This is a genomic window from Bradyrhizobium sp. 2TAF24, assembly GCF_052115025.1.
In the GTDB taxonomy this organism is placed as follows: domain Bacteria; phylum Pseudomonadota; class Alphaproteobacteria; order Rhizobiales; family Xanthobacteraceae; genus Bradyrhizobium_A.
The window spans coordinates 195,085-215,612 of the sequence record NZ_JBFRFW010000012.1; the positions used below are offsets into that span (position 1 = coordinate 195,085).

General features: G+C 68.4%; 18 protein-coding genes. 8 read left to right on the top strand and 10 right to left on the bottom strand.

Annotation, left to right across the window (positions count from 1 at the left end; all coding sequences use genetic code 11):
- Positions 1–164: 164 nt before the first annotated feature.
- Genes AB4Z37_RS19700 through AB4Z37_RS19710 form a run of 3 tightly spaced genes read right to left on the bottom strand, consistent with a single transcriptional unit; the run spans position 165 to position 3,240 of the window.
- Entirely contained in the window at positions 165–605 is a 441-nt protein-coding gene (locus AB4Z37_RS19700; protein WP_441518433.1) for a copper uptake system-associated protein, read from the bottom strand.
- A 10-nt stretch (positions 606–615) separates the two neighbouring features.
- Positions 616–2,826 carry a TonB-dependent receptor family protein gene (locus AB4Z37_RS19705; RefSeq protein ID WP_441518434.1) on the bottom strand — a complete coding sequence of 737 codons (2,211 nt, stop codon included), beginning with the start codon at positions 2,824–2,826 and terminating at the stop codon, positions 616–618.
- Between the two features lie 39 nt (positions 2,827–2,865).
- Positions 2,866–3,240: a DUF2946 family protein gene (locus AB4Z37_RS19710; RefSeq protein ID WP_441518435.1), complete on the bottom strand. Its 375-nt coding sequence runs from the start codon at positions 3,238–3,240 to the stop codon at positions 2,866–2,868.
- Between the two features lie 354 nt (positions 3,241–3,594).
- Here AB4Z37_RS19710 and AB4Z37_RS19715 point away from each other — a divergent pair, with 354 nt between their 5' ends.
- The gene (locus AB4Z37_RS19715; RefSeq protein ID WP_441518436.1) at positions 3,595–4,860 is read left to right on the top strand and encodes an arsenic transporter; all 1,266 of its coding nucleotides are present in this window, start codon (positions 3,595–3,597) and stop codon (positions 4,858–4,860) included.
- 4 nt (positions 4,861–4,864) lie between these two features.
- On the opposite strand, the gene AB4Z37_RS19720 is transcribed toward AB4Z37_RS19715, so the two are convergent.
- Entirely contained in the window at positions 4,865–5,833 is a 969-nt protein-coding gene (locus AB4Z37_RS19720) for a LysR family transcriptional regulator (RefSeq protein ID WP_441518437.1), read from the bottom strand.
- A 135-nt stretch (positions 5,834–5,968) separates the two neighbouring features.
- Between AB4Z37_RS19720 and AB4Z37_RS19725 the strand changes: the two genes are divergently transcribed.
- The 4 genes from AB4Z37_RS19725 (at position 5,969) to AB4Z37_RS19740 (ending at position 9,154) form a co-directional block, all read left to right on the top strand.
- On the top strand, positions 5,969–6,757 hold the full coding sequence (locus tag AB4Z37_RS19725) for an SDR family oxidoreductase (protein ID WP_441518438.1): 789 nt from the start codon (positions 5,969–5,971) through the stop codon (positions 6,755–6,757).
- Between the two features lie 30 nt (positions 6,758–6,787).
- The gene (locus AB4Z37_RS19730; protein ID WP_441518439.1) at positions 6,788–7,771 is read left to right on the top strand and encodes a glutathione S-transferase family protein; all 984 of its coding nucleotides are present in this window, start codon (positions 6,788–6,790) and stop codon (positions 7,769–7,771) included.
- Positions 7,772–7,964: 193 nt separating this feature from the next.
- Positions 7,965–8,486, top strand: a complete 522-nt coding sequence (locus tag AB4Z37_RS19735; RefSeq protein ID WP_441518440.1) for an MbcA/ParS/Xre antitoxin family protein — start codon at positions 7,965–7,967, stop codon at positions 8,484–8,486.
- A complete protein-coding gene (locus AB4Z37_RS19740) occupies positions 8,483–9,154 on the top strand; it encodes an RES family NAD+ phosphorylase (RefSeq protein WP_441518441.1) in 672 nt (223 codons plus the stop codon). Before AB4Z37_RS19735 ends, AB4Z37_RS19740 begins: the two co-directional genes overlap by 4 nt.
- A 351-nt stretch (positions 9,155–9,505) precedes the next feature.
- Here the strand turns inward: AB4Z37_RS19740 and AB4Z37_RS19745 are convergent, their stop codons facing one another.
- The 5 genes from AB4Z37_RS19745 to AB4Z37_RS19765 form a co-directional block, all read right to left on the bottom strand.
- Positions 9,506–11,062: a CYTH and CHAD domain-containing protein gene (locus AB4Z37_RS19745; protein ID WP_441518442.1), complete on the bottom strand. Its 1,557-nt coding sequence runs from the start codon at positions 11,060–11,062 to the stop codon at positions 9,506–9,508.
- 187 nt (positions 11,063–11,249) lie between these two features.
- Positions 11,250–12,131 (bottom strand): NAD-dependent epimerase/dehydratase family protein, encoded by an 882-nt coding sequence (locus AB4Z37_RS19750; protein WP_441518443.1) that lies wholly within the window; start codon positions 12,129–12,131, stop codon positions 11,250–11,252.
- Positions 12,132–12,185: 54 nt separating this feature from the next.
- Positions 12,186–12,593, bottom strand: coding sequence for a DUF6455 family protein (locus AB4Z37_RS19755; RefSeq protein ID WP_441518444.1), 408 nt, complete (start codon positions 12,591–12,593; stop codon positions 12,186–12,188).
- Between the two features lie 102 nt (positions 12,594–12,695).
- Entirely contained in the window at positions 12,696–13,586 is an 891-nt protein-coding gene (locus AB4Z37_RS19760; protein ID WP_441518445.1) for a dioxygenase family protein, read from the bottom strand.
- Between the two features lie 128 nt (positions 13,587–13,714).
- Positions 13,715–15,115 carry a pilus assembly protein TadG-related protein gene (locus AB4Z37_RS19765; protein WP_441518446.1) on the bottom strand — a complete coding sequence of 467 codons (1,401 nt, stop codon included), beginning with the start codon at positions 15,113–15,115 and terminating at the stop codon, positions 13,715–13,717.
- Between the two features lie 1,063 nt (positions 15,116–16,178).
- Here AB4Z37_RS19765 and AB4Z37_RS19770 point away from each other — a divergent pair.
- Together AB4Z37_RS19770 and AB4Z37_RS19775 are read left to right on the top strand one after the other, a co-directional pair.
- Complete coding sequence (locus AB4Z37_RS19770) at positions 16,179–17,243, top strand: linear amide C-N hydrolase (RefSeq protein WP_441518447.1); 1,065 nt, start codon at positions 16,179–16,181, stop codon at positions 17,241–17,243.
- 239 nt (positions 17,244–17,482) lie between these two features.
- Positions 17,483–18,580 carry a hypothetical protein gene (locus tag AB4Z37_RS19775; protein ID WP_441518448.1) on the top strand — a complete coding sequence of 366 codons (1,098 nt, stop codon included), beginning with the start codon at positions 17,483–17,485 and terminating at the stop codon, positions 18,578–18,580.
- Positions 18,581–18,601: 21 nt separating this feature from the next.
- On the opposite strand, the gene AB4Z37_RS19780 is transcribed toward AB4Z37_RS19775, so the two are convergent.
- Entirely contained in the window at positions 18,602–19,480 is an 879-nt protein-coding gene (locus AB4Z37_RS19780) for an ABC transporter substrate-binding protein (protein ID WP_441518449.1), read from the bottom strand.
- 100 nt (positions 19,481–19,580) lie between these two features.
- Between AB4Z37_RS19780 and AB4Z37_RS19785 the strand changes: the two genes are divergently transcribed.
- Positions 19,581–20,525, top strand: coding sequence for a LysR family transcriptional regulator (locus tag AB4Z37_RS19785; protein WP_441518450.1), 945 nt, complete (start codon positions 19,581–19,583; stop codon positions 20,523–20,525).
- Positions 20,526–20,528 lie beyond the last annotated feature (3 nt).

The following is a 20,528-nucleotide window of genomic DNA, read 5'->3' on the forward strand; positions in this document are numbered from 1 at the left end:
TTGGGTTGAGGGCATGAATCGCACAAGCGCACAGCGTGAGTGCGAACGATGCGCGCGACAACCGGAGCGATAGAGCAGTGGAGCGAAGATGTGACGCGTTCCGGACGAACAGCCGGCATGCGACACTTCCGTCATCGCCGACGAGGCATCATCGCAAACAGACGTCAGTGATTCGCGGCGCCGCTGCCGTGCATCGTCACGATGCCTTCGAAGGTGGCGAACAGCGCGCGGCGCTCGGGCGACAGCGCGCGCTCGGCGTCCGCGAGCCGCGTGGCCAGCGTTTGCGCATCCGCCGCCGGCACGCCGGCCTGGCGCAATGCCTCGGCGGCGCGGATGCCGTCGCCGGCGCACAGCACCAGCGACCACCCCTCGCCGCCAGGGCGCGCGCGCCGCAGCAGCGCGCGGCCACCGCGCTCGCCCTGCGACCAGTCGGCGACCGCATGATCGCCCGCGACCACCACCGGCGCGACGACGAGCGGCGCCTCCGGCTTGTCGAAGGTCGCCATCAGCAATTGCCTGACGGCGGCCACATCGTCGGCCGCAGCGGCTGCGGCGAGGCCGAGGAGCGTGATCGCCACGACGATCGCAGTCGAGACCCGCCGCATCCGCGTCGCCTCACATCCGGTAGCGGATGCCGGCATACACCGCCCGCCCGGTGCCCGGATTGAACAGCGTCGAGGTCGGCGTCGCCCGGTCGATGATGCTGGTGGTGGCGATGTAGGCGGTGTTGGCGAGATTGCGCCCCTCGATATAGGCCGAGAAGTGCTTGCCATCGTCATACGCCGCGCGCAGGCCCCACAGCGCGTAGGCCGCCGTGGTCAGGGTGTTGGCGCTGTCGACATAGTACGCCTGCGGCACCCACTCGACGTTCGGCCCGAATGACACGCCGCTGGGATGCTTGTACAGCAGCTCCGCGCGCAGATAGTGCGGCGGCGCGCCCGGCAGGCGGTTGTTGCCGAAGGTCCTGTCGCCATCGTAGCGGAAGTCGCTGTAGGTGTAGGCGACATTGAGCCAGATGCGGTCGGGATTGTCGCTGCGCACCGCCAGTCCCTTGAACAGGGCGACGCCGAGACCGGCCTCGACGCCCTGGTGGACGGTGCGGTCGGCGTTGGTGACGTTGCAGTTGCCGAACGAGCTGTAGAAGCACATCAGCTCGTTGCGGATCTCCGAGCGGTACAGCGACAGGTCGAAGGTCAGGTCCGGCCGCCGGCCGCGGGTGCCGATCTCGTAGGTGGTCGCAGTCTGCGCCTTGATGTTGAAGAACGTAATTGTCGGGAATGTAGGGTTCATGAAATTCGGCGACACGCTCTCGCCGAAGCTCGGCGCCTCGGCGCTGCGCGACACGTTGCCGAACACCTGCCAGGTCGGATCGACGTCCCACACCACGCCGGCTTTCGGGCTCCACAGGCTGAAATTGCTCTGCCCCGGCTTGTCGCCGTTGAGCGAGAAGTTCACCTGCTGGGCGCGCACCGCGTAGACATACTGGGTGCCGGCGACCAGCGACACTGCCGGCGTCAGGTACCAGGCGTTCTCGAGGTACGCGGTGTAGTTCTCCGGCTTCTGCAGCAGCGACGACTGCTGGGCGCCCTTCTGGCCGCCGATGTTGACGTACTGGTTGGCATCGATCGAGCCGTTGAGGATGTTGAAGCCGACGGTGAAGCGGTTGCGATGGCCGGCGATGTCGCGATCGTCCACTGCGCGCACGAAACCGCCGTAGTCGACGTAATGGTAGTCGAGCCACTGGAAGATCGGGTGCATCAGGTGGCGGTCGACGCCGAACAGGCCGAAGTCGATCACGGTGTTGTCGAGCCTGAGCGTCGACTTGCTGGCGATGCGCAGCGTGTCGATGTTGCGCTGCCAGTCGTTGGCGACATTGTTGGGCGCCGCCTTTGTCGGCGAATTCAGCGCGCCGTCCTTGCTGACCTCGCCGGGGATGCGCTGCCGGATGGTGTTGGCGTTGAGATAGAACCGCGTCTCGAAATCGGGCGAGAACTGGTAGCCGATATTGGCGCTGCCGCGCTGGCCCTCGCCGCCGCTATGGTCGCGGTAGCCGTCCTGGCGAAAGCCCGAGCCGGACACGAAATAGTCCGCCGGCCCGGAGGCGCCGCCCGAGCTCATCTGGCCGCGGACATAGCCGAACGAGCCGCCGTCGATGCGGGCGTCGAAGCCCGAGGCATCGCGGCCGGTCGGGGTGACGAAGTTGATGGCGCCGCCGAGACCGTTGCCGCCGTACAGCAGCGCGTTGGCGCCCTTGTAGATCTGCACATAGCGATAGGCGGTCGGGTCGATCTCCTGGAAGTCGCCGTAGCCGTCGGAGGTGTTGATCGGGATGCCGTCGAGAGTGAGCTGGGTGCCGCGCAGGTGGAAATTGCGCGACAGGCCGGAGCCGCGGATCGACAGGCGGGTGTCATCGCCCCATTTCGGCTGCGCCAGCACGCCGGGGGTGTAGTCGACGATGTCCTTCAGCGTCTGTGCCGGCGCGGTCTTGAAGGCGGTGTCCGGCACCAGCGCGACACCGCCGGGCGTGCGCTCGATCGCGGCGGTGGCGGCCTGCGTCGTCGCGGTGACGAGGCTCGGCACAGGTCCGCTGGCGGGCGCCGCCGCGGCGGCGGATGGCGCCTGCGGCCGTGTGCGGCTGGCGGCGCGCTGCGTGCCGCGCTCGCGCGTCGGGCGCGTGGCACGGGCGGCACGGGGCTTGACCGCCTCCACCACGACCGGCGGCAACTGCGGACTGGCCGGGGACGGCGTCGCCTGCTGGGCGAATGACAGATCAGGAATGGCGGCCAGTGCCGCCGCCGCGCACAGCGCGGGCAGAGAACGAGACATGATGAGACTCCGGAGAACGTAAACCGTGGACGATGGCGGTTACGCGTTCAGCGGCGGCCCCTGTGACGAGCGGGGATCATGTCGCCGCGCGGCGGCGAAGGCGGCCGTGTCGTCGTGGCGCTCGATGGCATGGGCCAGGGAGCGCGGCGCGTCGAGTGCCCCCGCCTGCGGCAGCGGCGCGGCGGCCGCGGCGAAGGCGCAGACCGCGCAGGGCACATGATGCAGCCCGGTGGCCGGCTGGCCATCAGGCGCACTGCCATGACCGAGGTCGGCGCAGAGCGCGGCGGCGACGGCCGCAGCGGGCGCGACGGCCATCTGCGTGGCGACGATGCCGGCGAGCAGCAGCTGCAGCGCAAGCGCGTGGCCGGCGGCGAGCGCCACCACCTTTCTCAGCCACGACCTGCGACGCCCCAACGCCACGTCCTGCACTTTCCCCAGCGCGTCCGATCCGGACCTGCCCACCGCCCGGCACGGCCGGCGGAGGCCGTCCCTGCGGCCCAGCGACTTTTGTCATTCCCGGTTGCCCGGGAAGGGTGCTTTTTGTCGCAGAGTCCCTGAAGATGCAACCCTGATGCGAAAATGCATCACAGGTCATTGCGACCACCGCCATGGTCCTCCCCGCATGTCGATCGCAAGCAAGAGGCGCGAACCGTCGCCGGCTTGCGCCGCCGGCATCGATCGGGCACACCGGCCATTGCTGTCCGACGCCCTGCGCAGGGATGGAACAACCATGCCGATCACAATACCTGCAAGGATCTGCTCCCGGCCATGACCCTTGCCCCCAGCCATGCCGCCATCTGGAGCATCGCCGCGCTCGCCACGCTCGGCGTCATCGTGCGGCCGTGGCGGCTGCCGGAATTCATCTGGGCGGTGGCCGGTGCTGCGCTGCTGGTGGTGCTGCAGCTGTTGCCTTGGCGCGCGGCGCTCGACGCCGCCGGCAACGGCCGCGACGTCTATTTCTTCCTGATCGGCATGATGCTGCTCGCCGAGGTCGCGCGCAAGGAAGGCCTGTTCGACTGGCTCGCCGCCTTCGCCGTGCGCCACGCGAGGGGCTCGGCGCAGCGGCTGTTCCTGATCGTCTACGGCGTCGGCACCCTTGTCACCGTGTTCCTGTCGAACGACGCCACCGCCGTGGTGCTGACGCCGGCGGTGTATGCGGCGACGCGCGCGGCGAAGGTCGAGCCGCTGCCGTATCTGCTGGTGTGCGCGTTCATCGCCAATGCCGCGAGCTTCGTGCTGCCGATCTCCAACCCCGCCAACCTCGTGGTGTTCGGCACTCAGATGCCGCCGCTCACGGTGTGGCTGCGGGTGTTCGCCCTGCCCTCGCTGCTCGCCATCGTCATCACCTATCTGGCGCTGCGCTTCACCCAGCGCCACGCGCTCGCTGCGGCGAAGGTTGCGGACGCCGGCGCCATCGCGCCGCTGTCGTTCGGCGGCAGGCTTGCCGCCCTCGGCATCGCCGCCACCGCGGTGGTGCTGCTGGTGGCCTCGGCGCGCGACGCCGAGCTGGGATTGCCGACCTTCGTCGCCGGCGCTGTTGTCACGGTGCTGGTGGTGCTGATCGGCCGGCAGTCGCCGCTGCCGATCCTGCGCGACGTCGCGTGGTCGGTGCTGCCGCTGGTCGGAGGGCTCTTCATCCTGGTGGAGGCGCTCAACCGCACCGGCGCGCTGCCGGCGCTCGCCGACCTGTTGCGCGAGGGCGTCGCGAACACGCCGCAGGCGACCGCATGGCTCGCGGGCCTCGGCGTCGCCATTGCCAGCAACCTCGTCAACAACCTGCCGATGGGCCTGATCGCCGCCACCACCAGCCACGCCGCGCAGGTGCCGCCCCATGTCACCGGCGCCATCCTGATCGGCGTCGATCTCGGGCCCAATCTCTCGGTCACCGGCTCGCTCGCCACCATCCTGTGGCTGATCGCGCTGCGGCGGGAGAACGCGCACGTCACGGCGCTGGAATTTCTCAAGCTCGGCATCGTGGTGATGCCGCCGGCGCTGATCGTGGCGCTCGCGGCGCTGATCCTGCTGGCGCCGTAACGCCTCAGCGCCGCTTCCTCGCGCCCGCGCTCCGCGCCCGTGGCGCGCGGCTGGGCGTGGCAGGCGGCTCACGATCCCATGGCGGCGTGCCGCGAAACGCCTCGGCGAGGAAATCGACCATCACCCGCACCTTGCCGCTGACATGGCGGCGGCTCGGATAGACCGCCATCACGTCGATGTCGGCCATGTGATAGTCCGGCAGCACCCGCACCAGCCGGCCAGCCTGCAGATCCGCGCCGATCAGGAATGTCGGCTGCCAGATGATGCCGCGTCCGGCGAGTGCCGCGGCGCGGGCGGTGTCGGCATTGTTGGTGTGCATGGCGCAGCGCACCGTCACGGTGTGGGGCTTGTCGGCGGCGTCGTGCAATTCCCAGCTATCGGCGGTGGCCGAATAGGTGTAGCCGATGCAGGCATGGCCGGGCAGCTCGGCGGGCGTCCGCGGCGCGCCATGGGCAGCGACATAGTCCGGCGACGCACAGACGATGTTGTGCGACACCGCCAGCTTGCGGCCGACGAGGCTCGCCGAGCCGCCGCGCGCGATGCGGATCGCAAGGTCATAGCCCTCCTCGACGATATCCACGACGCGATCGGTCAGCTCGACGTCGAGCGCGATATCGGGATAGCGCGCCATGAAGCGCGGCCACAGCGGCGCGAGATGCGCGACGCCGAAACTCAGCGGCGCATTGATCCGCAGCCGCCCGCGCGGCTGCAGCGCGCTCGACGACGCCAGCGCCTCGGCCTCCGCGACGTCGTCGAGGATGGCGAGCGCGCGGTCGTGCAGCATCTTGCCGGTCTCGGTCAGCGACAGCCGGCGCGAGGTGCGGTTGAGCAGGCGTGCGCCGAGGGACGTCTCCAGCTCGTTGACATAGCGCGTGACATTGGCCGGCGACGTGTCCAGCTTGTCGGCGGCACGGGTGAAGCTGCCCTGGCCGACCACCGCGGCGAACACCTCGAAAGCCCTCAGGCGATCCATCCGGTCTCTCCGATCATTCATAAAAGCTGAACAATCTAACCAGCTCTGCGGCCTTCTTCCAAGCCCGGCAGGGGTCTACCCCTTTCTCCACAGGCCGCGACCGACGCAGCCCCGCATCACCCAGGGAGAACGAACATGACCACGCAGCACACTGATCATCACGGGCGCCTTCAGGGCAAGGTCGCCATCGTCACCGGTGCCAGCGCCGGCATCGGCCGCGCCACCGCCAAACTGTTCGCGGCGGAGGGCGCCAAGGTGGTGGTCGGCGCCCGGCGCGAGGCCGAGCTTGCGAGCCTCGTCACCGAGATCAAGGCCGCCGGCGGCGAGGCCGTGGCGCTCGCCGGCGACGTGCGCTCCGAGGACTATGCGAGGGCGCTGGTCGCGCTCGCGGTCAAGGCTTACGGCCGGCTCGACATCGCCTACAACAATGCCGGCGTCATCGGCGAGGCCGGTCCCTCCACCGCCGTCTCCGAGGCCGGCTGGAACGACGCCATCGCCATCAATCTCACCGGCTCGTTCCTCGGCGCCAAGCATCAGATCGCCGAGATGGTCAAGCATGGCGGCGGCTCGGTGATCTTCACCTCGACATTCGTCGGACACACCGTGTCGTTCCCGGGCATGGCGGCCTATGCCGCGAGCAAGTCCGGCCTGATCGGCCTGACCCAGACGCTCGCCGCCGAGTTCGGGCCGCAGAACGTGCGGGTCAACGCCATCCTGCCCGGCGCGGTCGAGACCGAGATGTACCGTGCGGTGAACGACACCGCAGAGAAGGCCAGCTTCATCAACAATCTCCATGCCCTGAAGCGGGCGGCACAGCCGGACGAATTGGCGCGATCGGTGCTTTACTTGGCATCGGATGATGCGGCATTCGTCACCGGGACGGCTTCGCTGGTGGATGGCGGCCTGTCCATCACCCGCACCTGACGACGATGCTCATGTTGAAGGACTGCTGAAATGGGACTGCTGGTCGACGGACAATGGCGGGATACCTGGTATGACACCGGCGCGACCGGTGGCCGCTTCGTGCGGAAGGCTTCGGCCTTCCGCAACTGGATCACCGCCGACGGCAGCGCCGGGCCAAGCGGTGACGGCGGCTTCAAGGCCGAGGCCGGCCGCTACCACCTCTATGTCAGCCTCGCCTGCCCATGGGCGCACCGCACGCTGATCATGCGCGCGCTGAAAAAGCTCGACGGCGCGATCTCGCTGTCGGTGGTGAACTGGCTGATGGCCGAGCGCGGCTGGACGTTCGCGGATGGCCCGGGCGTGATCGCCGACAGCATCAACCACGCCGAGGTGCTGTATCAGGTCTACCAGGCTGCGGACCCGCGCTACACCGGCCGGGTCACCGTGCCGGTGCTGTGGGACAGGGAGCGCCGCACCATCGTCAACAACGAGTCGTCCGAGATCATCCGGATGCTGGGCAGCGCCTTCGACGGCCTCAGTGCCGCAGCCGGCGACTACTATCCCGCGGCGCTGCGCAGCGAGATCGACGCGGTCAACGCCCGCGTCTACGACACGCTCAACAACGGCGTCTACAAGGCCGGCTTCGCCACCACGCAGGGCGCCTACGAGGAGGCGATCGGCCCGCTGTTCGACACGCTGGACTGGCTGGAGAGCCGCCTCGCGACGCGGCGCTTCCTGATGGGGCGCGAACTCACCGAGGCCGACATCCGCCTGTTCGCGACGCTGATCCGGTTCGATGCGGTGTATGTCGGGCACTTCAAGTGCAACATCCGCCGCATCGCCGATTATCCGAATCTAGCGGCCTACACCCGCGACATCTTCCAGTGGCCGGGCGTCGCCGCGACGGTGAATCTCGATCACATCAAGGGGCACTACTACCAGAGCCACCGCACCATCAACCCCAGCGGCATCGTGCCGGTCGGGCCGGCGCTCGACTTCAGCGCGCCGCACGGTCGCGCGGCGCTCGCGGGATGACCGGCCAGCGCTCCGGCGGCGGACGAGGTTCGCCGCCGCCCTGCGTCAGGCGCATGCAAGTAATTGAATAAAATCGCTATTTCAGGCCATGCGGCGTTGCCCTCGCAAGGCCGGGAGCTGGTGGCGGCCAACATGCTTGCGGATTATCTATATTTGGACTATATCCAAATCTGGAAGGTCGGAGACCCAAGCCATGCTGCCGCACCCTGCCTATCTCAAGGCCCGAGAAGCGCCCCAGCGCCTCGACCTGTCGCGCTTCGCTCCCGCCAACCGCAAGCGGCTGAGCGCGCCGGCGCTGCGCACGTTTCTGGCCATCGCCGACCTGTGGGGGCTGAACGAAGAGCAGCGCCGCCTGATCCTCGGCTATCCGTCGCGCTCGACCTATCACAACTGGTGCAAGCAGGCGCGCGAGCATGGCGCCATCACCCTCGATGTCGACGTGCTGACGCGCATCTCGGCGGTGCTCGGCATCCATCAGGCGCTCGGCATCCTGTTTGCCAGCGAACAGGACGGCATCGCCTGGCTGCGCGGCCCGCATGATGCGGTGGTGTTCGGCGGCCGGCCGCCGCTCGAACTGATCACCAGCGGCGCGCAGGACGGCCTGCTCACCGTGCGGCGCTTCCTCGACGGCGCGCGCGGCGGCGTCTACATGGCGCCGAACAGCCTCGACGCCGCCTTCACGCCCTACGACGACAGCGAGATCGTGTTGCGGTGACGGACGCCCTCGCCGCCGCGCCGCAGCCGGCCCATCGCCTGATCCCGTCGCAGTTTCCACCGATCGGCCTGTTCGACACGGTGGCGACGACTGCTGATCTCGGCGCGGTGATGGAGCTGGTCGGCTGGACCAACGATCGCCTGGTGGCGGAGCGCATCCACCGCCTGCCGCAGGCGGAATGGGTCTATGGCATGGCCAACGCCAGCATCGTGATGGCCGCGTTCCTGCATGTCGCGCCCGGCGGCATGCGCTTCAACGGCCCCGATCTCGGTGCGTGGTACGCCGCCGACGAACTGCGCACCGCCGCGGCCGAAGTCGGCCATCACCTGCGGCGCGAAGCCGTGGCGCGGCGCGTGCCGACCATGCAGCGCACCTACCGCGCCTTCAGCGCCACATTGCTCGGCGACTACCGCGACATCCGCGGCCAGCAGACGACGCGCGCCGAACTCTATGCCGGCGACAGCTATGCCGCGTCGCAGGTGTTCGGCGAAGAGATCCGCGCATCCGGCGGCGCCGGCATCGTCTACGACAGCGTGCGCAGGCGCGGCGGCGTCAACGTCGTGGCGCACCGCCCGCGCAACATCACATCCATCGCGCAGACCGACCATTACGAGATCACGGTGTCGGCGACGGCACGGACCATCGATGTGCGCAAGCTGTCGCGGTGAGAGCACCTCACCGCAGCGAGGCTGCGACGTCCGCCAGTGATCGCAACAGCAGGAACGGATTGTCCCGGGACGGCAGGAAGCCGCGTCGCTTCCAGAACTCGGCAGCCTCTCGATCGGGGCGTGGCCTACTTCCCCTTGTACGCAGTCCATTCCATCGGATCGACGCCGCGGTGCCAGTCAAAACCCGCTCGTTCAAGCGTAGCCTCCAGATCGACGGGGCAGAGACAATTGCTCACATCCCGGTTGATGCTGTCTCCCCGGACAATTCGATCCTGACCGCCAACAAGCTGCGCAAGCTCAGCGGGAGTTGCGTAGACGCGATCGAGATAGCGAACCGAATTGCACATTGATCTACCCCCAGAACCGCGGCGCTTTGGCCAGGGCCTGGCAGGCCTCGCGCGCCGCGGCCATGGCGGTGATGAAGCGCGCATCCTCATGGCCGCCCAGCAGGCCTTCGGCATAGGCGCGGGTGCGCAATTCGCCGCGCGCCGGCGGCCGCGCGGATCGCGACACGTTCGCCAGTTCCGCCATCAGGCCCTCATGCACGGCGATGTCGTTGAGATCGCCGAGGCTGTCCTGCAGCGCGCGCAGCGCGACCAGAAACTCCTTGCGGCGGACGCTGGCCTTGCGGCCGGGAAACACGGTTTCGAAGAATTCGGCGCCGTAGCGCAGCTTCTTGGCCTGGATGCGTAGCTTGTGGCGGCGATAGGGATCGAGCTTCTCCATCGCACCCGCGCGCTTGCGGACCACCTTCCAGCGTCGCGACAATTCGGCCGACGCCATCCGCGCGATCGGCTGCGCGCCACGTTCGCGCGCCGCGGCGTCCGCCCGCGTGCACCACGCGCCGGTCTCGAGCCAGGCCGCGACATCGAGGCACAGCGCGCGGAAGCGGTCGGAGCGCACCGCCTCGCAGGCGCGCGCCACCGCCGCGGCATGCTGCTCGGCAAGATCATCGGAGAGGCTGCGCATGCCGGCAAGGCGCGCATGCAGCTGCCGCACCGGCGTCACGACGCTCGCCAGAAACACCTCGAACTCGCGCGCCGGGGTCAGTTCGCCTGAGAGCCAGCGCAGCTTGGTCTTGACCGCGTCGGCCTCCTCCGGCTGCAGCAGGCTGGCGAACAGCGACATCGCCGCGCGCAGGCGGCGCAGGCCGATGCGCATCTGGTGCACGCCGTCGGGATCGCCCGCCAGCACAGCTGCCTTGTTGCCGATGATCTGGCGCAGGCAGGATGCGGCGATGGTGCGGAATGCGTCGGCCGCGGGAAGATCCGGCGCGAGCTCGATCGGCTCGGATCTGACCGCCAGCGCCTCGCCGCTGCCGAGCAGCTCGTAGCCGCGCTGCGACTTGGTCTTGACCGCAAGCTCGGCGGCGGTGGCGCGGGCGACGCTGCGCGCGATGCGGAACAGGCCGCTGCGGTCGCCGCGCTTGAGCTCGATCTCGACCTCGCACACCGGCGCCGACTGGCGGCCGGCGATGATGCGGCCGCGGTCGAGCGTGACCTCGATCTGCGCATTGCGCGTCTGCAGCGGATAGGTGGTGCGGCGCACCCGCGTCTCGAACACCGGCCGCAGCTGGCGAGCCAGCTTCTTGGTCAGCAGCGGCGCGAGCGCGGTGCCTTCCGCCGCGGCAAGGTCCGGCGTGCCGTCGGCAAGCTCGGTCTCCCACTCGCGGCGATCGATCAGCCCGACCCCTTCGGCCTTGATGGTCTGGACATGATGGGCGCCGTCGCGCCGCACCCGCAGCACCACACCATGGCGGCGCAGTGCGAAATCCTTGGTATCGAAATAGGTGGAGACCTGGGTCGCGGTCGCCGCCGCGCCATTGACCCGGCGCAACAGCGGAATCTGCTGCAGCCGCGGCGCGTGCGCGGGCGGCAGCTCCAGCTTGATCTCGATCTCGTGACCCATGCGCCATGACCGGCGGCGATGCCGGCACACTCCACTCGACGCTGTCGAACGCCTCATCCGGCAGCGACCTTATCAGGCGGACCCGTGGCGGAAAACGGGTCGCGCGAAAATCATATGAGGTAGCTCATGCATGCCAGGAACCAGCGGTGGCCCCATACCCCGCGTTGCAACGCAAGGGCTTGACCCCTCACGGTTTCATCGCGTCGGGAAACCGCGGCCGGAACCCGCGCGGGCGCCAGTTGAAATCGCGCTGCGCGGGGGCGGCATCGAACACCATATCCATGCTCATGCGATCGCCCATGGCAAAGTTGGCGTTGGGAAACAGCGGCTGCGCCAGGCGGAAGGCGAGCCGCCACACCGCCGAAGGCACCGCCACGATCAGCCGCCGCCGCCCCAGGCCGTCAAAAATCCGCCCGACCATGTCGCGGTAGCTCAGCGTCTCGCCGCCCGGCACCACATAGGCCTTGTTGACCGCCAGATCGCTCTCAGCCGCATCGAGGGCGCCGATCGCGAGATCTTCGGCATGCACCGGCTGGCGCAGGCCCCGCCCCGATCCCGCGAGCGGGATGAAGCCGAACCGCCGGATGAGGCCGGCGAGCCGTGTCACGTTGATGTCCCGCCCCTCGTCATAGATCAGCGTGGGGCGCAGGATGGTCCAGCCGATGCCGTGCCGTTCGCAGGCCGCCATCACCTGCTCCTCGGCGGCGGCGATCTTGTCCAGCTTGTCGCGCTCGGCGGCGATCACCGAGTCACGCTTGGTCAGGATGCTGGTGGTGGAGATCGCCACCAGACGGCGCACCCCGTTGTCGGCGAAGGTCGCGATCGCCGGCACCAGCAGATGAATCTCGGCGGTCGAGACCACCAGCGCGCAGGGTGGCATCTGCGCCGCCCACGCCTGCGGCAAGCTGATATCGCCGGCGATCCAGCCGCTGCCCCGCGGCGGCGAGCGCACCAGCCCCACGGGCTGGATGCCGCGGGCCGCGAGCTGACGCATGACATGGCGGCCGACCATGCCGGAGCCGCCGACCACGAGAGCTGAAGGAGAAGAGGAGGAACTGTCCGGGCGCATGCGCGCCCGTCTAGCACCGTTCGCGGCGCCCGGCTACCGATGAAGCAGCCGCGCTCAGGCCTCGTTGGCGGCCTTGAGCTCGCTCAGCGTCGCGGCGTTGGCGCAGTAGTCCTGGTAATGCCCGGCGACCTCGCCGGACGCCAGATCCTGCCGGCAGCGGCGCTTTTCCTGACAGAACGCGCAGACACGCTCCATGTCGTTGAGCAGCGCGGTGTGATGGCGGCGGACGTCGTTCATGTCGACGCCGACCGCATCCATGAGCTGCGGCAGTTCGTCGGCGCTGTGCGGCCCCTGCCGCACCAGCGCGTCGAGCGCGTCGGGAGTCATGCTGAATTCGTGCGCGATGCGGGCGAAATCCGCCGGGTCGGCTTCGCACTCGGCGAGCTCGCGCAGTTGCCGGCGCTGCAGCAGCCAGTCATTGACGCGCGCCTTCAGCGTGGTGACGAAGTCGGTTGCGGCCATGGTCGTTCTCCTCGATCCCGCCCGACTGTGACGGCGGAGGCGCGCCGGGGCATTGCGCTGGATCAAAACACCAGGCGGCGGGTCCCAGCCATGACAGGGCCGTTATTTGATCGGTGGCCGCGGCAGCACCGTCTCGCCCTGTTCAATCACATAGGTGTAGTCGAGCGCGTACCACGGCGGCACGACGTCGGCGGCGTCCGGATGCGGCCCGTCATGACGGACGAAGTCGCCGAGCAGCGCCTGCGTCACGCCGAACTGCACGTCCGAGGCGATGTGCGGATCGGCGGGATCGTAGACCTGGGAGATCAGCACCTTGTAGCCCTCCTTGACGATCAGCGCATGGAGGTGCGCCGGGCGGTAGGGGTGGCGATCCTGCGCCCGCAGCAGCCGCCCGACGACGCCGTCGGTCGGGATCGGATAGCCGACCATCTTCACGGTACGAAACCAGAAGCAGCCGTCGGCATCGGTCGTGAACTTGCCACGGAGGTTCATCTCCGCCTGCTCCGGATCCTGGTTCTCGTAGAGGCCGACCGGCGAGGCATGCCAGATGTCGATCTCGGCGCCGGCGATCGCACCGCCCGCCGTGTCCAGCACCCGCCCGCGCACGAACAGCGCCGGCCCCGGCGTCGCCGAGCGCACGATGCTGCCGCCGTTCGGCACGCGCGGCGCATGGAGCCGCCAGAACGGGCCGAGCAGCGACTGCGAGGTTTCGGTGTTGCCGCGATCGCCGTTGTTGAGCAGGCACACCAGCGACGACACCCCGAGCGAGCCCGCCATCAGCACCGCCTCGTTGTGGCTGTCGGTCGAGCGCTGGCCGATCTCGTTGAGGATGGCGGTGGCGTCGCGGAATTCGGCTTCCGTCAGGCGGACGTCGCGGACGAAGGCATGCAGGTGGGTGACCAGCGACAGCAGGATCTGGCGCAGCCGCGGATCACGGCTGCGCTGCATCACCGCGAGCACCGCCGGCGTGACGTCCTGCTGGCGTTCGATCATGGCTGTCCTCCCCGCGGGCGTGTCCCCGGACGGAGAGTCATGGCCGCTGCGGCCGGCGCGTGTCAATGCGCTGCGCACAGAGATGCGCCGCGCATGGTGATGCGTCGCGCATGGTGATGCGCCGGGCGTTACCTGGAGATGCGCAGCTGCGCGAGCGATGCACCGATGGTATTGAAGGTCGACAGCACCTGGGTCGCGGAGGTCAGGTAGAAGAACTTGCCGGGGTCGGACGCGCAGTAAGCCATCACCGCGGACTGCGCCTCGCCGTCGGTGTTGACCTGGATGGCGTAGATCTTGATCCCGGCGGCCTTGATGTTGTCGCACAGCGTCTGCTGGCGGGCGTCGACCTGCGACGACCAGTCGACGCCGTCGCCGTACCAGCGATCTTCGGTGTTGAGACCGTCGGACAGCAGGATGATGGCCTGGACATAGCTGTAGTTGGGATCGAGCGCCGGCGCGTTGAGCGGGCTCGACTGGGTCAGCGACATCCAGCCCCAGGCGAGGCCGATCGCCTGGTTGGTGCCGCCGGTGGCCTGCATGGCGTTGATGCTGGCCTTGAGCATCGTCCAGTTGTAGCTCAGCGGCGTGATCGGCTGCAGTGCCGGATTGGCGCCGGGCGCGCAGAAGTAAGTGCCGTTCTCATAATATTCGTCGGCTGGAAAATCCGTGGCGACCGATGTCGGCGCGGTGTTGGTGGTGTCGTAGTTCTGGTCGCGGTCCATGACGCAGCCGGTCCAGTTGCTGTGGTTCGCCGCTTTCCACGTCCCGCCCACCGACTGGCACGCGCTCAGGCTGGTCGGGCGATAGAAGCCGAAATACCTGCTGCAGCTGCCGTTGTTCTCTTCCCAGGTGTCGGACGCGCCGTTCCACTTGATCCAGTTCTGGGTGTAGTTGCTGGCGCCGACATTGACGTCCTTGGCGAACGGCACCACCGAGATGTAGACGTCGCCGGGCTTCTGCGCGCTGGCGCTGAGCTGGTCGATCAGGGTGTTGGCCGCGCCCTGCAGCGCGACGAGCTTGCCGGCATCGTTCATCGAGCCGGTATTGTCGAGCACCAGCGACACGCGCAGCTTGGTGAGGCCCCAGGTCGCGGTCGACGAGACGCTGAAATTCAGGCTGGAAAAGCCGAGCACGCTCGCGAACTGGGTCGGCAGCGTGCCCGATCCGTTCAGCAGGATGGTCGACGGCGCGCCGCTGCCGCCGCTGTAGGTCGCGGACACGCTGTTGATGATGACTTCAGGATGCGAGCCGTACAGCCCGCTGAAATAGGCCTGCGCCTTGGCATTGAGCTGCGCCGGCGTCAGCGTGCCGGTGCTGTCGTCCTTGGCGACCATCAGCACCGCGGCATCGAGCGCATCCTGCATGGCGGTGCGCGCGCTGTTGACGCGGGTATAGTCGATCGCCGCGCCGACGCAGCCCATGATCGGAACGATCGTCAGCGCGAAGGTCACAGCCACATTGCCGCGCTCGGCGCGGCAGAAGCGCGCCAGCATTCGTCGCAGCTTTGCGGTGATCGATACCCGTGTCATGCCCAAGAACCTGCGGTATGCGGCCACCCGATAGCCCCGCGGCCATAACGAGGCGTAAAACCGATCGCCGAAGGTCTGTTGCAAAATATTTCCGCGACGGTAGGCATATGCTGCGGTGAGCACAGGCGATGTCTGGCCCGCATCGGCCGTGCCGGCTGCCGCCGGCCGCGCGCCGTCCAGCCTGCGCCACCGCGATGTGCAGGCCGAACCGGGGCCGCCCCCGCCCGGCGCGCCGCGACGCCGTTTCAGCACGGATATCAGACCGCCGCGCCCGCCCCCGGTGCCACCCGCGCCATGGCGCGGGTGGAGTAGCCGTGCGCGATCCCCGCCCGGCGGTGCCGCAGGGCGCAAGGATGAGGACGGTATCGTTGTCAGGGCGGCCTTACGTCAGGAACATTGCCGGATTGGTAAACGGCAACGAAACGCCGTCACGGAAACCGCGTCTCATCTGAAACCGCACGCCGCCCACGTCGTGGCAAGGCCGGACGCATCCCCGCCCATCCTGCAATCCGTCCTGTTCGATCGCCGCCGCCATGACACGCCGCGCGCGCGTCACCGCATTACATGGTGATGCGCACATGCTCACCCGCGACGACGATCGCGCGGATCTTTACCAACGATTTTCCAAACACGTCGTCACGGCCGCAAACGTAAACAAGCCCTGAAATCCACGTTTGCAATTTGCAAACCGAAGTCAGCGGTCTCGTGGCGCTGTCTCGCGATTCAGCTTGCCCGATCGCCGATTGCCGCTAGAGAGAAAAGAAAAAATCGGGGGCGTACAACAATGCTGAAAGCTGGCCTGAAATTCTCGCTGTACTCTGTCGCCATCGCCGTCGTCGGCCTGCCGGTAAGCATGGCCGCGTGGGTCGCGCTGGCGCTGATCGGCTACTGAGTTCGGCGACCGAACCACGACGACATCACGCCGCGCCCGCGCCACCGCGCGGACGCCTCATCACCGCGGCCCCAGGCAGCGTAGCCACGCCGGCCGCATGATCGGCCTCTCGCGCCGCTCCGCAATTCGTGCCAGCATCGCCGGTGTTGCCCGCATCCGAGGAGCACCGCCATGCCGCACACGACCTCCGTCGCCCGATCCGCTCTCGCACTCGCCGCCGCTGCGCTGCTGACTCTGCAGAGCACGGCCGATGCCTGTACCCGACTGGTCTATCTCGGCTCCGATGGCAATGTCATCACCGCGCGCTCGATGGACTGGAAGAACGATATCGCCACCAATCTCTGGGTCCTGCCGCGCGGCGTCGCCCGCAGTGGCGAAGCCGGGCCGAACTCGCTGAGATGGACCGCGAAGTACGGCAGCGTGGTCGCCACCGGCTACGACGTCTCCACCACCGATGGCGTCAACGAAGCCGGCCTCACCGCCAACCTGCTGTGGCTGGTGGAATCCGAATATCCGAAATTCGACCAGAGCAAGCCGGGCCTGACCATCGCCGCCTGGGCGCAATACGTGCTCGACAACTTCGCGACCGTGCAGGAGGCCGTCGACGCCCTCGCGCGCGAACCGTTCACCGTCGTCACCGCCAACGTGCCGGGCGAAGAACGGCTTGCGACGTTGCACCTGTCGCTGTCGGATGCCAGCGGCGACAGCGCCATCATCGAGTACATCCGGGGGCGGCAGGTGATCCACCACGGCCGGCAGTACCAGGTGATGACCAACTCGCCGACCTTCGACGAGCAGCTCGCGCTCAACGCCTACTGGAAGGAGATCGGCGGCACCGTGATGCTGCCGGGCACCAACCGCGCCGCCGATCGCTTCGCGCGCGCCTCGTTCTATGTCAACGCCATCCCGAAGTTCGAGGATCCCAACCGCGCGGTCGCCAGCGTGTTCAGCGTCATCCGCAATGCCTCCGTGCCGTTCGGCCTGACGACGCCCGACCAGCCCAACATTTCCTCGACGCGCTGGCGCACCGTGGTCGACCACAAGCGCAAGCTCTACTTTTTCGAATCCGCGCTGACGCCCAACACGTTCTGGGTCGACCTCAAGGCGATCGACTTCTCCGCCGAGACCGGCAAGGTCCGAAAGCTCGACCTCGGCGAGAACCAGGATCACACCTACGCCGGCAACGCCACTGGCGCCTTCAAGGACGCGCAGCCATTCAAGTTTCTCGGGCTGTGACCGGGCCGGCGGTCGCCGCGCCACGCGCCACGACCGCCGGTGTTTCGGGCGCGGTCGTTGCGCTGTAACATCACGGTGACACACTCGGCCGCACGGATGCGCCGCCCCATGACGCGCGTCCGCTGTTTTGCCGCGCCGGCCCGACCCATGACCCCGACCCATGACCCGGTCCATGGCCCGACCGCGCTATATTCAAGGCTTTTTCATTCAACCCTTTTGAACCCGCCAGGGAGCCGCCCATGACCTACCCCACCCCGAAGGAGCTGTACCGTTCGGCCGACCTGCTGAAGGGATATGACCCGAACCGGCGGCTCGGGTTCGCCGACGGCTGGGACTTCCGGATGTACCGCCGCTACATCGCCGACGGTGCCGCCAGCCCCAAGACGCTGGCGGTCCGCCGCGGCCAGGCCGAGCACGACGCCTATATCAGCGACGCGCTGAAGCGCTTTCTCGATCAGAGCACGCCGAAGCTCGTCGGCATCATGGGCGGTCACGGACTGAGCCGCACCGACGCGGCCTATCGCGACGTGGTGCAGCTGGCGCGCGCGCTGACGCGGCAGGGCTACTTCATCGTCAGCGGCGGCGGCCCCGGCGCGATGGAGGCGGCCCATCTCGGCGCACTGTTCGCCGATGCCGACGATGCCGTGCTGGACCGGGCGCTCGCGCTGCTCGGACAGGCGCCGGTGCTGCCCAACCTGCTCGGCGCGATCGCCGACGACGGCGAGATCATCGAGAGCCGCGCCGCCGACCTCGACGCCGCGCAGCGCTGGATGAACGTCGCGCTCGAAGCCCGCCAGCTCGCCCCGCCCAAGGCCGGGGAAAGCCTCGCCGTGCCGACCTGGCGCTATGGCCAGGAACCGACCATCCCGTTCGCCAGCCACTATGCCAAGTTCTTCCAGAACAGCCTGCGCGAGGAGGCGCTGATCACCAACTCGCGCGCCGGCATCGTCTATGCGCGCGGCAGCGGCGGCACCGTGCGCGAGATCTTCGAGGACGCCGAGCGCAACTACTATGTCGGCGACACCGCCGCCTTCACGCCGATGATCTTCTTCGATCGCGACGGCTACTGGCAAGAGGACGCGACCTATGATGCCGCCGGCAAGGTCACCCATGCCGCGCTCAAGGTCGACGACCTCCTGACCCGGCTGTTCCGCCTCGCCCCTGGCGTCGACGCCGCGGCCTGCCTCGCCAAGATCCGCTTCACCACCGACATCGCCGAGATTTCCGACGTGCTCGCCGGCCACTCCGCGACCGCGGTGCGCAACCTCGCCTTCACCCTGCAAGGCGAGCCGCTCAAGGTCTCGACCGCGGTGCTGTGCCGACGCGCCGGCGATTGAGCGCGGCGTACCGGCGCCGCGTCACGCCAGCACCATCGACACCGTGGCCTCGTCGTAGTTGCCCGACCCCATGCTGCCGGCCTCGAAGATCTCGTGCCGCGCGATCCAGTCGAACGACTGCTCGAACACCGCGCGGCTGTAGGGCTCGAACACGATGCGCTCGCCCGGTCCCCAGCGCCGGGTGTCCATGGCGTCGTGGAAACGCTCCGGGAATTCCATCTTGTAGTAGTGGGTGTAGAGCTCCGGTCGCAGATCGATGTCGCGCTGGGCGCGGCGCAGCGCCTGGAAATATTTCCGCACGTCGTCCATGTCCGGATCGCCGTTGATCATCGCCCCGATCATGAAGGTGGTGTCGATGATCTTGCGATAGCCGAGCTGCTCGGCGAAGTAATAGGGACCGCCGAACAGCGTCGCCGCCTGCGCGCGGCCCTCGAAGAACGCCTCCATGCGGCTGAACAGCATGCCCTCGTCGTAGGACAGCTTGATCTGCTCCGCCGGCATGTAGGATTCCAGCGCCTGGATGGTGGCGTAGTGACTGCCCGACTGGAAGCCGACCGAGATCGGCACCCCGGCGAGATCGGCCGGTGTCCTGATCGGCGACTCCGCGCGCACGAAAATGCCTGATGGCGCCACCGAATAGGCGTCCGCGAACAGCTTGGTGTGGCCGCGCGATGCCGCGACGTTCACCGTCCAGTGGCAGGCGCAGGTGATGTTGGATTCGCGCCCCTTCTCGATGCTCTGGAACGCGCCGCTGGCGCCTTGCGTGACATGATGCGCGCCGGCGGTGGAGCGGATGAATTCGCGGAACTCGTAGTCGAGCCCCTCGTCGCGGAAGTAGCCCTTCTCTTCCGCCACCCATTCCTGCAGGCGAAAATGCGGTTCGATCTTGAACTTGGGCATGCGTCGTCTCCCGATGGCGGCTGTCGTGGTGGTGCGCCGCTGTTGTCATCTTGACCAGAGGCTAGGCCGGGCCGCATGCTCTGGCGATGTCGAAACGGGAATGACGATCATGCCCCTGGGGAATGATCCGGATCTGACGCTGCGCGACCTGCGCCTGCTGCAGGCGATGCTGAGCCTGGGGTCGCTGACACGGGCGGCGGCCGCCCTCGACACCACCCAGCCGACGCTGAGCAAGGCGCTGGCGCGGCTGCGCGCCCATTTCGACGATCCGCTGCTGGTGCGTGACGGCCAGGCGATGCGCCCGACGCCCAAGGGCGCCGCGCTGCAGGCGCCGCTGCGCGATCTCCTCAGCGCCGCCGACAGTCTTGCGGCGCCGGCGACGCTGCCGTTCGAGCCGCGCGCGTCGCACCGCCGCTTCCGCCTGCTGCTGAGCGATGTCGGCATGATCCGATTCCTGCCGGCGCTGACCGCGCACCTCGCCGACGCCGGCCCGCGCCTGCAGCTCGAGGCGCTGCCGCTCGACGGCAGCCACATGGAGGCGCGGCTCGCCAGCGGCGACGCCGACCTCGCGCTCGGCGCCTATGCGAGGGCCCCCGGCGACCTGCGGCGGCAACTGCTCTACACCGACGGCTATCTCGCCGTGGTGCGCAGTGATCATCCGCGCCGCACGCGGCTGCCGCGCCTCGCCGACTTCCGCGCCGCGCGCCACATCCTTGTCACCGCCTCCGACACCGGCCACACCGCCCACGCCATGGCGCAGCAGGCGATCGAGACCGCGATCGCGCCCGATCATGTGCTGCTGCGGCTGCCAAGCTTCGTCGCCGCGGCGGTCGCGGCCGCCGACAGCGACGGCGTTGCCACCCTGCCCGCCAATCTCGCCGAGGCCATCGGCCCGCGGCTTGGCCTCGTGAGCTTCCGCCCTCCTCTCGCCATGCCGCCAATCGCGGTAGCGCAATACTGGCACGAACGCTACCACCGCGACGCCGGCCATCGCTGGCTGCGGCAAGCGTGCGTCACACTGTTCGGCCGCAACGCGCGGCAATGATGA